General features: G+C 58.1%; 10 protein-coding genes and 1 pseudogene. 3 read left to right on the forward strand and 8 right to left on the reverse strand.

Annotated elements, in window-relative coordinates:
• A partial coding sequence (locus tag GGQ68_RS23155; RefSeq protein WP_183970244.1) for a transposase occupies nucleotides 1-196 on the reverse strand: 196 nt, incomplete at its 3' end.
• A gap of 262 nt (nucleotides 197-458) precedes the next feature.
• Here GGQ68_RS23155 and GGQ68_RS23160 point away from each other — a divergent pair.
• Nucleotides 459-3,590 (forward strand): bifunctional diguanylate cyclase/phosphodiesterase, encoded by a 3,132-nt coding sequence (locus GGQ68_RS23160; protein ID WP_183970246.1) that lies wholly within the window; start codon nucleotides 459-461, stop codon nucleotides 3,588-3,590.
• A 139-nt stretch (nucleotides 3,591-3,729) separates the two neighbouring features.
• On the opposite strand, the gene GGQ68_RS23165 is transcribed toward GGQ68_RS23160, so the two are convergent.
• From GGQ68_RS23165 to GGQ68_RS23195, 7 genes and pseudogenes are all read right to left on the reverse strand, one after another.
• Entirely contained in the window at nucleotides 3,730-4,347 is a 618-nt protein-coding gene (locus GGQ68_RS23165; RefSeq protein ID WP_183970248.1) for a LysE family translocator, read from the reverse strand.
• Nucleotides 4,344-4,688: an antibiotic biosynthesis monooxygenase family protein gene (locus GGQ68_RS23170; protein ID WP_183970250.1), complete on the reverse strand. Its 345-nt coding sequence runs from the start codon at nucleotides 4,686-4,688 to the stop codon at nucleotides 4,344-4,346. Before GGQ68_RS23170 ends, GGQ68_RS23165 begins: the two co-directional genes overlap by 4 nt.
• A pseudogene (locus GGQ68_RS23175) lies at nucleotides 4,685-4,969 on the reverse strand (NIPSNAP family protein); the annotation flags it as partial. The gene GGQ68_RS23170 and the pseudogene GGQ68_RS23175, both read right to left, overlap by 4 nt.
• Before the next feature lie 258 nt (nucleotides 4,970-5,227).
• Entirely contained in the window at nucleotides 5,228-6,091 is an 864-nt protein-coding gene (locus tag GGQ68_RS23180; RefSeq protein ID WP_221235711.1) for an HNH endonuclease, read from the reverse strand.
• An 11-nt stretch (nucleotides 6,092-6,102) separates the two neighbouring features.
• Entirely contained in the window at nucleotides 6,103-7,758 is a 1,656-nt protein-coding gene (locus tag GGQ68_RS23185; RefSeq protein ID WP_183970254.1) for an AAA family ATPase, read from the reverse strand.
• A gap of 675 nt (nucleotides 7,759-8,433) precedes the next feature.
• Nucleotides 8,434-10,104, reverse strand: coding sequence for an IS66 family transposase (gene tnpC, locus GGQ68_RS23190; RefSeq protein ID WP_183970256.1), 1,671 nt, complete (start codon nucleotides 10,102-10,104; stop codon nucleotides 8,434-8,436).
• A 204-nt stretch (nucleotides 10,105-10,308) separates the two neighbouring features.
• Complete coding sequence (locus tag GGQ68_RS23195; RefSeq protein ID WP_343056066.1) at nucleotides 10,309-10,563, reverse strand: helix-turn-helix domain-containing protein; 255 nt, start codon at nucleotides 10,561-10,563, stop codon at nucleotides 10,309-10,311.
• A 444-nt stretch (nucleotides 10,564-11,007) separates the two neighbouring features.
• Between GGQ68_RS23195 and GGQ68_RS23200 the strand changes: the two genes are divergently transcribed.
• The gene (locus GGQ68_RS23200; protein ID WP_183970258.1) at nucleotides 11,008-13,458 is read left to right on the forward strand and encodes a type I restriction-modification system subunit M; all 2,451 of its coding nucleotides are present in this window, start codon (nucleotides 11,008-11,010) and stop codon (nucleotides 13,456-13,458) included.
• Nucleotides 13,455-14,675 (forward strand): restriction endonuclease subunit S, encoded by a 1,221-nt coding sequence (locus GGQ68_RS23205; RefSeq protein WP_183970260.1) that lies wholly within the window; start codon nucleotides 13,455-13,457, stop codon nucleotides 14,673-14,675. The genes GGQ68_RS23200 and GGQ68_RS23205 overlap by 4 nt, the downstream gene beginning before the upstream one ends.
• Nucleotides 14,676-14,706: the final 31 nt, after the last annotated feature.

The raw sequence follows: 14,706 nt of genomic DNA on the forward strand, positions 1-14,706 counted from the left end.
GCTTCCAACGGTTGTATAGCGTCTTATGAGGTCCATAGCCAACAGGGGCATCTCGCCACCGTAACCCATTGCGATTGATGAAGATAATCCCGCTCAACACACGCCGGTCATCGACGCGGGGTTTGCCGTGGGACTTTGGAAAGAAGGGCTCAAGACGCGCCATCTGCGCGTCGCTCAACCAGAAAAGATCAGACATGTTCACCGCTCGGTTTTCGAGCCCTGAATCACGCCGCCAAACGGAAATCAATGGGTCCTGACCCTAGACGGCACCTGCAGTTCGATAAACGGGCCGCACAAACGCGCATTTAAAATTAGTTTTAACTTATTTATCGCAAAAAGGTTGTACTGAATGGCAAATGGAGCTTCGAATGAACCGCCGCGTCAAAGAAAACTCTTTGATCTCCGAGTTGGCAGCAATTCCTGCGATGGTGGCAACGTGCAGCGCTCAGGGGACTATTATGTCTCTTAGCCACATGATGGTTGAGGAGGCCGGTATTTCGGACCGGATCGTCGCTGGGCGCGACGTGATAGAGCTCTTTGACGCGCCGTCCCGAACGGTTTTTGGCGAACAGGTTCTTGATAGATTGCCGCTTGCGGAAAGGATCGAAAACCTTCGGCTGACCGTGCAGCGCAGCGATGGCTCGACCTTCCTTGCCCTGGCGAGCGTTGCGCAGATTGGTGAGGATGTCATCGAACTGGTGCTGAAGAACGTGGACTTTCTCGTGGACTTGGAGCAGCGCCTGCGCATCAAGCGCGAGCGGCTCACCGCCGTGCTCGAAGGTACAGGCGCGGCGATCTGGGCTTGGAATACACACACCCGTGAACTGGCCGTCAACGATCGGTGGGCGCAGATCGCGGGGTACGAGACCGAGGACCTCGCGCCGATCACCGTCGAGACGTGGCAATCGCTGTGTCATCCGGACGACTTTGAACGCGAACGCGAGGCGATGGCGCGGCACCTTTCCGGACACAGCAGCACCTATGAAGGCCGCGTCAGGCTCAGGCATCGCGACGGGTCCTGGGTCTGGGTGAGGATCAACGGCCGCGTCACGTCGCGCGATGCGAACGGAAACCCCGAGTGGGTCAACGGCATCTTCCTCGACATCACCGAAGAGATTTTGGGGCATACGCGTCTTCGGCGGGCAGAGGAGGCGTTGGACAAGGCGGCGCGGCTAGCCGGCCTTGGCGGCTGGGAGGTGGACCTGCGCGACAACCAGATCACCTGGAGCCCGGAAACCTGCAGATTGCACAATGTCCCCACGGGCTTCACGCCCGACAGCCTCGAGGCGGCCTATGCCTTCTACCCCGAAGCCGCGCGGCCCGTCCTGATGCAGGCGGTGGACAAGGCGCTGCGCGAAGGCACAGGATGGGATCTGGAGCTGCCTTTCCGACCGCGCGGCGGCGCCGAGATGTGGGTGCGCACCATAGGCGAGGTCCATTTCGAAAACGGCGTTCCCGTCCGCATGAGCGGTGCCTTTCAGGACATAACGAAGCACAAACACCGCGCCGACGCGCTGCGGCTATCGAACGAACGGATGGAACTTGCGGTGATGTCCGCGGGCATCGGCATCTGGGAAGCCGACATCGTCACCAGTGAGTTGACTTTCGATGACCGGCTGCGCGCACGCTTCGGTATGCCGGACGACCGGACGCCCCTGATCCGCGACTGGATAGAGTTGCTCGATGCCGGATCGAGACCGATTTTCCGCAGCGCCTGGACGGCGGCCGTTCGTCATGGCACTCCGCTGGATGTTTCCGTCCGGGCCACGATCGCAGGCGAGACACGCTGGTTCCATATTTCGGCGCGGGTATATGAGGGCAACACAGCGGATCCGGATCGGCTTGTTGGCGTCTGCCGGGATAGCACGGCGCATCACCGGATGACGGAAGACCTGAAGCGCGAGCGGACTTGGTTGGAGACCAGCCTGAGCAGCATCGGCGATGGTGTGATCACGGCGGACCCGGAAGGACGGGTGCGCTGGATGAACCCCGTTGCGGAGGCATTGACCGGGATGACTGTCGAAGAGGCCTTCGGTCGCAGGTCGGACGGGGTGTTTCGGGTGATCAACGAGGTGACTGGGCGGCCCTGTGCCGATCCCGTTGCCGACTGTCTTGCCACCGGAAAAATCGTGTCACTCGAAGCCAATGCCACGTTGATCAATGGCCAAGGGAAGGTCATTGCGGTGGATGACAGCGTGGCACCGATCCTGTCTGAAGATGGGGAGTGCCTAGGTGCGATAATGGTGTTCCGGGACGTGTCCGAACAGCGCGAGCGCACCCGCCTGATGGAGCAGCACGCCAACCTAGACCAGACAACGGGCCTGCCGAACCGTAGGTGGTTTACCGCCGCGCTCTCGAATGCGTTGGCACGCGGTTACAGCGAACGCCAGCAGGATTTCCTCGTCTTCTGCGACCTCGACAGCTTCAAGCAGGTCAACGACCTGCACGGACATGCCATGGGCGACGTCATTTTGCGCGATGTTGGCCGCATCCTGCGCCGGTCCTTCGCCGACGCGCATCTGGTCGCGCGCCTCGGCGGCGACGAATTCGCCATCATCGCGTGCAACACCGACCAGGACACCTTGCGGCAAAGGCTCCAGGCGTTGTGCGCAGAGATCGCCCGTCTCGCAGATCAGCATGCGCTGGCGCCGGCGGCACGATCTCTGGGCGCCAGCGCCGGCGCGGTTCATCTGGCAGAGCATTTCGACAACCGGGCCGAGACGTTGCGCGCGGCGGATGCCGCCTGTTACCGGGCCAAGCAGAACGGTCGTGGTCAGGTGGTCTTTGCCGAGGAATTGATGGAGGCTGACCGATCGATCGGCCGGGGCGAAGAGGATCTCTACCAGTTGTTGGAGCATGCCATCTCCCAAAACGCGCTCTCAGTGCATTTCCAGGAGATCCATACAGTTGAGGAAACCGATGGCGCTCCGGCGCGGATGGTCGAGTTGCTTGCGCGTCTCAAGGCGCCCGAGGGTCGCCTGATCCCGGCAGGTGCCTTCATTCCGGTGGCCGAACGCAGCGGCCTGATCTTCCGCCTGGATCAATGGATGCTGCGCAAGGCGCTTGCGTTGGTTGCATCGGATCGGTTTGGCCACGACACCATGCTTTGCGTGAACATGTCCGGCGCCTCGGTCGGTAGTGACCAGTTCTGCCTAGAAGTTCTTGAACTGCTGGAGGGTGCCGGGCGCCGAACTTCCGGGAACATCTGCCTGGAGATCACCGAGACGGTCGCGTTGCACGATCCGGAAAAGGTTGCGAACTTCGCCCGCAAGTTGCGCGCAACCGGCGCCAAGGTGGCCTTGGATGACTTCGGCGCCGGTATGTCCTCGATCCGACATCTCCATAGCCTGAAAGTCGATTTCCTGAAGCTGGACGGCAGCTTCGTTCGCGACATCCAGACCAGCCGACTGACACGTCTCACGCTGTCGTGCTTCGTTGACCTCGCCCGGGAAATTGGCGCCGAGACAATTGCCGAATTCGTTGAAACCAACGATATCCGGAAAGAAATGGCCGCTCTGGGTGTCGACTACGTTCAGGGATACTTGTTGCATGTCCCGGAAGCCGTTGATCGGGACGATCACAGCACTTGAACTCAAGCAGCCTAATGTCGGCTGTGGGCCGAGAGCGACGTCGCATGATGCGTGGTCAGCAGTTTGACCCTTCGGCGCAGCGAAGGTCGGCTTCGAGCCCATTTTACTGAAGCTGCGCGATGCTCGAACGGCAGCTTTCCTAAAACGATCTGTTTATCATGAAGACACCCAAGCCACCGAACAGAGAGCCGAAGACGGCCTCACTTGCTCGCTGGAAACGGCGGTAGATCCCTCGCGCTTGGCCGGTCGAGAATATCCATCCATAGGTTCCGTAGATCACGAATATGATGACGGTAGAGCCTGTCGTGAAGAGGATGAGATAGGACCATTGGGTAATCGCTGGGCCGACGAATGTCGAAAGCGAAGCCCACAGAAGTGCGACCTTTGGATTCGTCGAGGTCACAGTCAGGCCATGCAGAAAATCTCCCAACGGCCCTTGCCCGGATTTTGGTACGATCTGCCCGCCTTTACCGGTGAGCGCTGCGCGCCAACCCTTGATGCCAAGCCATGTAAGGTAGGCCCCACCCAAAAGCCCCAGGATTCCGAGGAGTTGGGGGTAGGTGCCAAAGAGGCTGCCCAAGCCGAAAGCCGTCAGGAAGGACCAGAGAAAGGCGCCGCACGCCAATCCGCTGGCAACGATCAACGCAGACTTCCTGCCGGAACCAAGACCCCGAGAGGCCACCGCGACAAGGTTCGGTCCTGGCGAGATCGCCGCTGTTGCCAGCGCCAGCCAAGTGGTTGCTATTAGAGAGATCATGCGTGCTCCTTTCGGCTGTCTGTGGGCGCTTCGTCCCGGTCGAACATGCCGTAGTCGCGGATCACGCTGGCGATCCTCAACCGGTAGTCATCGAAGACACCGCTGCGCCCTTTCGCCTGCGCGCCTCGATGAGCATTGAGATTGCGCCAACGTGCAATCGCATCTTCATCCTCGAAGAACGACAGAGACAGGATTTTACGCGGGTCGGTGAGGCTCTGGAACCGCTCGACGGAAATGAAGCCGTCGATCTCATCGAGCATCGGGCGCATCTCGGCAGCGATGTCGAGATAATCATCCTTGCGGCCCTCTGCGGGTTCAACTTCGAAGATCACTGCAATCATGCGCTGTCTCCGTGCGGTGCAGAGGCGAGCTTGAGCCAGGTTCGATCTTCTCGGAGCAGAAACCTCTCTTTCTGGGCGAACTCATAGTTCTCTCGGCCAAGCGGATCGGCGGCGAGGCGCGCGCGATAGGCTTCGTAGTCCGCCAGGCTCGCAACATTGTAGATGCCGTAGGCAAGCGTCGATGACCCCTCATGCGGGGAATAGTAACCAATCAGATCAGCGCCGCAGCGCGGAATTGCTTGGCCCCAGTTGCGGGAATACTCCTCGAACTGGGCCTTCTTCGGTAAGCGTTACAACTGACCCCCATTTTGACCTCTATTCTGAGCAAGGCGCGGCCTCTATATTGGCGCATAGCGCCAATATGAAACATTACACATAGGCTGTTTCGGCCCGTAACGGTGATTGCCGAGGGCTTTCGTCGTCGCACGGCAGCAATACAGAAGCTGTCGCGGACATCCGAAAGCATCGGGCCGATAGAACAGAGGTCCACCATGCACTAACCTTCAGATCGGACCACTTAGGTGGGCCAGATCAGATTATCAGCCATCGAGGTCGTCCAGCATGTCGTCAGGTATCGGCAATACTGCCGCGAACCCTCCCCCTGTGAATTCATCGAGCTCACTGAGTGCGCGCATCAGGGTCGGCCGCCAGTGGTTACGGTGGAACGCACTGGTTTCGTATCGCGCTTGGAGTCGCAGCGTCCGCTGAACTCCGACCTGACCTTCGGCACGGTGCGCGAGGTGAAGGGCCGCCGCGTGGGAGGCAATGTATGTGTTGACCTCCTGCTGATATCGCGCATCTAGATTTAGCGCTTCCATCTGTGTGATGAGCCTGTCGGCGAAGCCAGCAGGTAGTGCCGCCATGGGGTCGATCGAAAACGACACAACTAGCGTCGCCGCATCGACGTTGATGGTCGCTACTAGAAAATCCAAGTCCGGCAGTACGTCATAGTAGGGATGAAGAAAGCCCTCGCCACCTTCGTCGACCCCGTCCCGCTTGGTGTGGTTGCAGGGGTGGCACATCGGGACCAGATTGCGCGAGTGGATCGCGAGCGGTTTGAATTCCGACTGTGGGAGATGGTGGTCGAGTTCAGTGGCCGGATCGATACCGCAGACAGGGCATAGGTCCACACCCTTGAATAGCCCCTCTCTCAACTGGTGCAGGGACTTCCCTTTTTGGGTCTTTGCGTAGGCCTTGTGGATTGTTTCGCGCAAAGTATCGGGAAGGTTTTCCCCTTTCAGATCGTCGCAGGGTACGCCCCGGTCCATTTCATACCGGTCGTAGAGCGCTACAATCTGCTCTACTTCACCATCTGTGATATTGTGACCGCGGGTCTTCCCATCATACTGGTATTCACGCACGGCCTTCTTCAGATCAGTCCGGTCGCTTTCCCGGGTGGGCATCGGAAGATTCTTCATTTCTGACGCGCGAACTGCGTGAGGACGTACGCCCGAGCCTGGACGCTCAGGCCGGGGTCGAACAAGGCGTCCACCTCTTCGGGCGAGTCGCAGCCTTGGACGAGTAGGTCTAGGACCTTGTGAAAGTCGGTACTGGATGCGGTCAGCCCGAACGTGTCGTATGTAAGGACGCCCACGTTTTCCCCAAAAGTTTCGAGCCCAGGCTGACTGATCTCTAATGATTTTCCCGTCCTGCGCACCCGCCGCACGTGGCGCGACAGGGTTTCTTGAAGCAGCACAGGCGAGTGTGTGGCGACGACGCAGAGGGCGTTCAACTCGGTCAGCACGATGCGCACCGAATGCATCAGCGCTGCCATCAGCGGTGGATGCAGATGCGCCTCGGGTTCGTCAAACAAGACGAGCGACCGAGGCCTTGCGTGCGCAACCAGCGAGGCCACGACGTGAAGGGCGATCTTGTGACCGGTGCTCCAGCCTAAGAAAATTGATCGAACCGACCTTCTCGGTGCAAGCAGTCGGTCCATTTGGTCCTTCAGTTCTGCGAACGAGGGATCTCCGAGCAAAGGCTCCAGTGCAGCCTCGAGCAGCTCAGTACTGTCCTGCTTGTGAATGCGCTTGATCAGCGATGAGAACTCGTCCGCCAGCTGTTCGACCGGTTTGAGGCAAGTCGTTGTGCGCCGTTCAACCCGTCCGCCGCCATCCTCATCTGACTGGACAACTTCACCCCTTCCTACGTCCGCACGGGCTTCTGCCACGACGTCGCGCAACCCACAGAAGACGAACCTGCCCTCACCGCTGGCAAGGTCCTCAGTCGTCTGCGACAGCTCCTTGGCGTCCAGGCCCGGTACCGTAAAGCTGTCGAAGGCACTGTATGAGATAGTGATCACCCGCATGAAGCCGATCGAAATTGGCTGCAGGGTGCCGAGTGCCTCCATCGGCTTGGTGCTCCGCTCCTGTGGCGACGCGAATGCCACGTGAGCAAGACGGGACAGTAGCGTGCTCTTGCCCGACCCATTTCGGCCCACGAGCACAAGGATGCGATTGGGCAGAAGCGTTTTGCGCCCCCGAGGCCCAAGCCGCCGGTAGGGTCCGCCGTAGAAGGAGGGCTCGGGTGAGCTAAAGTCGAACTCGATTGCTCCATCCGCACCTGCAGGCGTGTAGGAAAACTTCTCCTCGATATCGGCTAAGGCGGAGAAGTTACCCTCGAAGAGGGCTCGGGCGTCGTCGAGAAAGTTGCGCCAATCGGAATTGTTCCGGAAAAGCGACGTTTCCCAACCGTCTTCGTCCTTGAAAAGCGAAACGAGTTCGGGGTGCGCCACCGCATCGTTGAGAGCATCCATGATTGACTTCCGACGCGCGAGCGGAAGCTCGTTCAGTCGCTGATAGTAGTCGAGGCTGGTACCGATCGACACCCATTCGTCAGATAACTTGTTGAATGGCTCCTTGATAAGCCGTTTTCCATCGGCCTTCTGCCCTCTGCGTAGAATCTTAACCCCACCCACGTAGGTTACATCCTCTGGGTCCTTCTGGTGCCGATAATGGAGATGGTACAGGGTCCTGAAACTGTAATCGTCCCAGTCATCCTGCTGAAGCGCGAACCTCGTATCCATGCGCTTGAGCAGATGTCTCGACGGCGGCGTGATAGCTATGGCCAATGTGGTCGTATCCTCGCATTTGATAGTAGGCCGGAGGCCCTTCCACAACGAAAACGTAACCGGACTAAGACACTGAACGCTAGTCCTTCTATATCTCGGTTTCCTCCGCGAACTGACTGTGCTCTCGCTATGGCTCGCCCGAACGGCTGCTATTAAGGAACACATAGATTACCATGCCGCACTGCCGCGAGCCCGCTTTCCGCCCTAAGTGCAAGACGCACCGGGGGCGGTGGCCTGATCTTTATGCAACGTCCGCTCCCCTGATCTGACAAAGTTCCGCACGTAGACGAACGGCACCAAGGGCGAATCCCTCCTCGCCGCCATCGTCCAGAACCTGAAAAAATTCGCGAAGCTACGCCCGAGAAGCGTCAAACAGAAGGCTGCAGCATGAGCTGAAAGACCCACTGACCGTCTCGCGGCGGATAAACGGTAGTCGCCCGAATGCAATGATGCCGCTCAACGGCATCAGGCATTATAATCGACGATTTCGACCAATTCTTTCAACACAGCCCGACCTTCAAGAGCTGTTTTGTCCCGCTCACCATATTCTTGGTGTGCTGAGCTTTCAAAAAAGCGCACTCGCGCCATCATTGCACAAGCCAACACAGCATTGTCTGAGAACTCTGAACAGTCGCTCATACAGGAGAAGGGCCGCGGTTTGCCACTCTTAAAACCCTAGTGCTTGATCCGAAGCTCAGGTGGAGCGTTCCACGGCAGTAGCTTCTCATATTCAGAGCGTCGAAGTTTCATCGCAATCTGGTCGAAGACCCATTTCAAATAGGGCTCTGCTTTCACCGCATTGAGTTTGCAGGTTTCGATGATTGAACTATGAATTCCCCAAGCTTCGCCCCCCTCATCACTGCCCAGGAATAAGGCATTTTTCCGCAGCAGAACTGTCGGTTTGAACATGCGTTCAACCGCATTGGTGTCGAGGTCGATCCGCCCATCATCGACAAATCGCGTCAGATCACTCCATTGCCTCAACACATAGCGGATCGCTTGCCCCATCTTGCTTTTCGAAAGATGACGGTCTGCATGTGCGATTAAGAATGTTCTGAGGCGATCCAGAATGGGATCCGAGAATTGTCGCCGATGCGCCGCGCGGATCAGAGGTGGCTTGCCCCGAATTTTTTCTTCCTCTTTATATAACTCGGCAATAATTCGAATGACCGTTTTTGCGTCTGGCGTTTTGTTGAACTCGTACTCGTCGGTGAAATTTCGTCGGGCATGTGCCCAGCATTTGACTGGCGTAATTTGTTCCACGGGCGTTCCCTGTCGGCCAAGTCGGCCATATCCGGCATATGAATCGGTCTGGAGGATGGTCGAGACCCCTTTCAAGATGTCATGTATATGGCGCATCGCCCGGGTGTCCCGCGGATAATAAATAACTACGGGAGGTTTATTTCCGGAAAATGATCGGTCGTCACGAAGAAGAGCGTATAGGTAGCTGGTTTTTGTCTGTCCCTTGCCAGGTTGAAGCATCGGTAGAGTGGTCTCATCCATGAACAGCCTTTCGCTGTTCGTTCTGAGTTCCTGTTCCATCAATTGGTAGATTGGCAAAAGCGCCTCATTTGCCAAGCGGTGGGACCATCGCATCAGGGTGCTGCGGGACAGTTCGATACCTTTGGACAGAAAAATTTTCTCTTGTCGGTGCCACGGCAACTGCCAACCGAAACGCATCGTGATCGAATTGGCCATAAGTGTGTTGCTCATTGTGGTTTTCGGAAATACACGCGGTTCAAAGATTGTCCCGATGATCTTGTCATGCAAGCGACACCGGTACTTTGGATACTCACGCACCGCCACGTAGTATTGTGCGGGGATCACTTCCAGCGTCTCATTCTCTTCAATTTCCGCAATGCCACCTCCACATCCGCAGGGACACCTTCTGTCTTCGGTGCCCATGTATATCCGTCGCTTTTCAATGTGCTCCGGCCATACTCTCGCACCTCGACCGCTTGTATTCCTCGGCCTTTTTTCTTTTGCTTCAGGTTGGCCGTCGCTAGCCTGGCCGTTTTCTTTATCACCGTTGGCGTTGTTTTCAGCATCCTTGGCCTTTTGATCGTCTACGCAGGAGCTACGATCATAGGTTGCATTGTTTGGGTTGTGATCGGCTTTCGCGCCGAATTGCGCCTTGGTTAGTTTTGCTATTTGGCGCTTCAGACGCACAACTTCAGATTTAAGAATCTTATTCAGCGTACTGGCTTTCAAAGCCTCTTCTCTGAGGGTCTCGTTTTCCGAAATCACCTCACCCCAAAGTTCGCGCAAACGCCGAACCAGCACAGCGCCATCAAGGTCACGAGCTGCCAGAATGTCATTTTCCAACTGTTCAATTGTATCGAACACGTCCTGTGGCACGGCAAAGAACCGCGCTCTCCATCCCAGGCATAAAGCAAAGTGATTTCGACCATGCCCGCCGAACTGCGGGCATGTGGCTTGACTTTTGTCGCTGTGTCGGGGATAGATGAGGTGTCGCGGCTAGCGATTTTCCGAGGCCCTTGGGATTGCCGTCCCGGGGCCTCAACTCTTCCAGAGCCCTTGAATTCTAGCTCATGTGCCGTCTCCGCTGTTAGCAGGGTAGCGGTCCGGGAAAAGAGTTTCCGGGCGAGTAGCCAAAGCCTGCGCCAAGATCAGTTCGATGCGCGCGGACCTGCTTTTTCCAAGTGAAACCGCACTGACGGAAGAAACGCTAACCTCCGCGCGTCTTGCGATCTCAGCGAAGGTCAGACCGCGCAGGGAAAGCTCGTATCGGATTCGAGCATGTCTTTCTCTATCGATAGCCAAATCCAATGGGGCGCCTTTCACCTTCGCGAATCACTTAAGAAGGAAGTGACGCACTGAGGAGTGAAGATCAACTGTCAAGTTGATATAAGAAGCTGACGGCTATTTGTGAAACGCCGCTCCCGGTCGAATAAACAGAATTTTTCGCAAGGGCAATGATAAGTTTTTCGCAAGTCGTCATCTCAACTGTAATGGGTTAGCAATATGCGTTTTGCGCGGAAGCCGCCCTATTTTTCGCAAAGCCTTAATTCGTCTTTTCGCAAGTCGTGCGGACGCCTGTTTCGTGTCATTTTTTTCTGCACCTTTTTTAGCGTTGACGACCAGTAGCCCATTCAGCGTCGGTAGTTTTAAGGTCTCGACTCGTCTTGGTCAGGCAAGGTGCATCTGTTCCTCGCGGCTAGGAGGCGCTAGACCTGCACTCAATTCGCGCGATGAGAACGCGGGCGACTTGGCGAAGGGCAGAGCACGATGGCTATCAAGAAGAGCGACATCTACAGATCCCTGTGGGACAGCTGTGACCAGCTGCGGGGTGGCATGGATGCTTCCCTTTACAAGGACTACATCCTCACGCTTCTGTTCGTGAAGTACGTCTCTGACCGCGTGGGCAAGCCCGACGCGTTGATCGAGGTCCCCCAGGGCTGCTCTTTCGAGGACCTCAAGAAGCTTCGAGGCACCAAGGACATTGGCGAAGGTATCGACACGGCCATCGCGGGGATTGCCGAAGCCAATGACCTCAAGAACGTCATCGACCGTGCCTACTTTAACGATTCCGAGAAGTTCGGCCGTGGCGCCAAGATGGTCACGACGCTGACCGCGCTCATCAACATCTTCAGCCGGGAAGAGCTGAACTTCAGCCGCAACCGGGCCGATGGCGACGACATCCTGGGCGACGCCTATGAATACCTGATGCGCAACTTCGCGACCGAGTCCGGCAAGAGCAAGGGGCAGTTCTACACACCTGCGGAGGTTTCGCGTGTCGTCGCCGCTGTTGCAGGTGTCAACCGTGCCTCGAGCCCGAAGCAGACCGTTTATGACCCCACCTGTGGGTCCGGATCTCTGCTATTGAAAGCCGCGGACGCCGCCGACGTCGCGCTCACCATCTACGGGCAGGAATTCGACATCACCACCCGCGGCCTGGCCAAGATGAACATGATCATGCATGGGCGCGAGGATGCAGATGTCGCCCAGGGCGATGTCATCGCCGAGCCCCAGTTCAAGGCGTCAGAGACCGAGCTTCTTACCTTCGACTTCGTCGTCGCCAACCCGCCGTTCTCGGCCAAGGCTTGGGGTTCCGGCCTGACCAGCGAAACCCGCTATGGCCGCTTTGACCTCGGTATGCCGCCCGAGAAGAACGGCGACTTCGCCTTCCTGCTGCACATCTTGGGTTCGATGAAGGCCACCGGCTCCGGCGCGGTCATCCTGCCCCATGGCGTGCTCTTCCGCGGCAACAAGGAAGCCGAGCTGCGCGAGAAGATCCTCAAGCGCGGCTACATCAACGCGATCATCGGCCTTCCCGCGAACCTGTTCTACGGCACCGGCATCCCGGCCTCGATCATTGTGCTCGACAAATCCCAAGCCCAAACCGAGCGCCCCGTCTTCATGATCGACGCCTCGCGCGGCTTCATCAAGGATGGCAACAAGAACCGCCTGCGTGAGCGGGACATCCACAAGATCACCGACGCCTACACGCGCCAGGCCGAGATCGCGGGCTACTCCCGCCTCGTGCCTTACGCCGAGATCACGCGCAACGACTTCAACCTGAACATCCCGCGCTACATCGACGGGTCCGACCCCGAGGATCTGCAGGACATCGAGGCGCACCTGAAGGGCGGTGTGCCGAACCGCGACATCGACGGGCTGGCCGCGTTCTGGGAGGTCATGCCCGGCATACGCGCCACGCTCTTCGGGCCGAACCCGCGCCCGGGCTATTCCGATCCGCTGGTCGAGCCGGAGGAGGTGCGCAGCACCATCTGCGACCACGCCGAGTTCACCGCCTTCCAGACCCGCGTCCATGGCATTCTCGATGGCTGGGCCGGGGCGAATGCGCCGCGCATGGATGGCATCCAGGTGGGCGACAAGCCCAAGGAGCTGATCCACACCATCGCCGAGGACATGCTGACCCGCTTTGCCGAGGCGCCCCTAATCGACCGCTACGAGGCGTATCAGCGGCTCATGTCCTACTGGGCCGAGACCATGCAGGACGATGTCTTCATCATCGCTCATGACGGCTGGGAGGCGGCGAAAGAACTTCGCACTGCACGGCATGAGTACGTAAAGTCAAAAGCCGGCAAGAAAGATAACATCAAATGGCTGGAAGAAGCCGACCTCACCGTGAACAAGGTGCGCCTTGTGGCCGATGTCATCCCGCCCCGCCTGATCGTCGCGCGGTTCTTCCCCGAGATGCAGCAGGCGGTCGATGACGCGCAGGCCAAGGCCGAGGAACTGGGCCGCGAGATCGAGGAAATGGTCGAGGAACACGGGGCCGAGGGCGGCCTGCTGGCCGATGCGCTGACCGAGGCGGGCAAGCTGACCGCGGCCTCGGTCAAGGCGCGCCAGAAATCCGGCGAGGCCGAGCCGGAAGAGGCCAAGCTGCTGAAGCAGGTGGCCAAGCTGATGACGGCCGAGACGGCGGCGAAGAAAGCTGTCAAGGAAGCCGAGGAAGCGCTGACCGAGGCCACGCTGAAGAAATACCCCGAGCTGACCGAGGAAGAGATCCGCTCCCTGGTCGTGGATGACAAATGGCTGACCGACATCGCCGAGCTGATCGAGGCCGAGATTGAAGCGCGGACCGAGCAGATGACGGCCCGCGTGCGGGTGCTGACGGAGCGGTACGGACATACGTTGCCGGAGATGACTGACAGGTCTAGCGCCCTTGAGGCGAAGGTGGCCGAACACCTTCGCGCCATGGGGTTCGCATGATGGACCTTGCAGTCATTGAGTCTGAAACCTCTGCGCCGATCCCGAGCGGCTGGTCTGAGCGCAAGCTCCAAGACGTAGCACAACTGATCAACGGTCGTGGCTTTAAACCCTTTGAATGGGACACCGCTGGCCTGCCCATCATCCGCATTCAAAACCTGAACGGGTCGGATGATTTCAATTACTACTCCGGTCGGTATGACCCAAAAATCGAAGTCGATCCGGGCCAACTTCTCTTCGCATGGTCAGGAAGCCGTGGGACCTCGTTCGGGCCGCATATCTGGAACGGGCCGAAGGGTGTTCTGAACTACCACACTTGGAAAGTCCGGGTGAATGAGAGTGAGATCGTTCCAAGCTTCTTCTTTCATGTTCTCAGGCACCTGACGCGGATCATCGAAGATCAGGCGCATGGAGCTTCGGCGCTCGTTCATGTCCAAAAATGGGAGATGGAAAAATTCCCTTTCCAGTGTCCTGACGACCCCGACGAACAAGAAGCCATCGCGGAGGCGCTTTCGGATGCGGATGCGCTGATCGAGGGGCTGGAGCGGCTGATCGCCAAGAAGCGGCTCATCAAGCAGGGCGCGATGCAGGACCTCCTGACCGCCAAGCGCCGCCTTCCAGGGTTCTCGGGGGAGTGGGAACGCGCCCGAGTTGGATCTTTTACCCGCGCACTCGCCGGCGGGACACCTTCTACTCGTGTTGACGGATTCTGGGGAGGCGATGTTCCTTGGATGAGCTCGGGCGAGTTGCATGCCAAACGTGTGCGAAGCGTTAGCGGGCGGATCACGCCGCTTGGACTTGCAAGTTCCAGCGCAACCATGGTCCCAGTCGGTTGCGTTTTGCTTGGTCTGGCGGGGCAAGGCAAAACGCGTGGCACCGCAGCAATCAACGAGATCGAACTCTGCACCAATCAGTCCATCGCGGCGATCCTGCCTTCTGCAAGGCATTCATCGGATTTTCTCTTCCACGAGATTGATCGTCGATACGACGAGCTTCGAGCACTCTCGACTGGCGACGGAGGGAGAGGTGGTTTGAATTTGCGTATTATCCATGAATTGGAAGTTCCGTTTCCGTGCTTGGCGGAACAAGAAAGAATCGCCTCACGCCTAAACGACATGGACGCCGAAATCCAAGCCCTCGACACCCGCCTCGAAAAGGCGCGGCAGGTGAAGGAGGGCATGATGCAAAACCTTTTGACCGGACGGATCAGGCTGGTCTGACGACATTTCCCAATAGTGACTTTTCCAGAAC

Source organism: Sagittula marina (assembly GCF_014196795.1).
Taxonomy (GTDB): domain Bacteria; phylum Pseudomonadota; class Alphaproteobacteria; order Rhodobacterales; family Rhodobacteraceae; genus Sagittula; species Sagittula marina.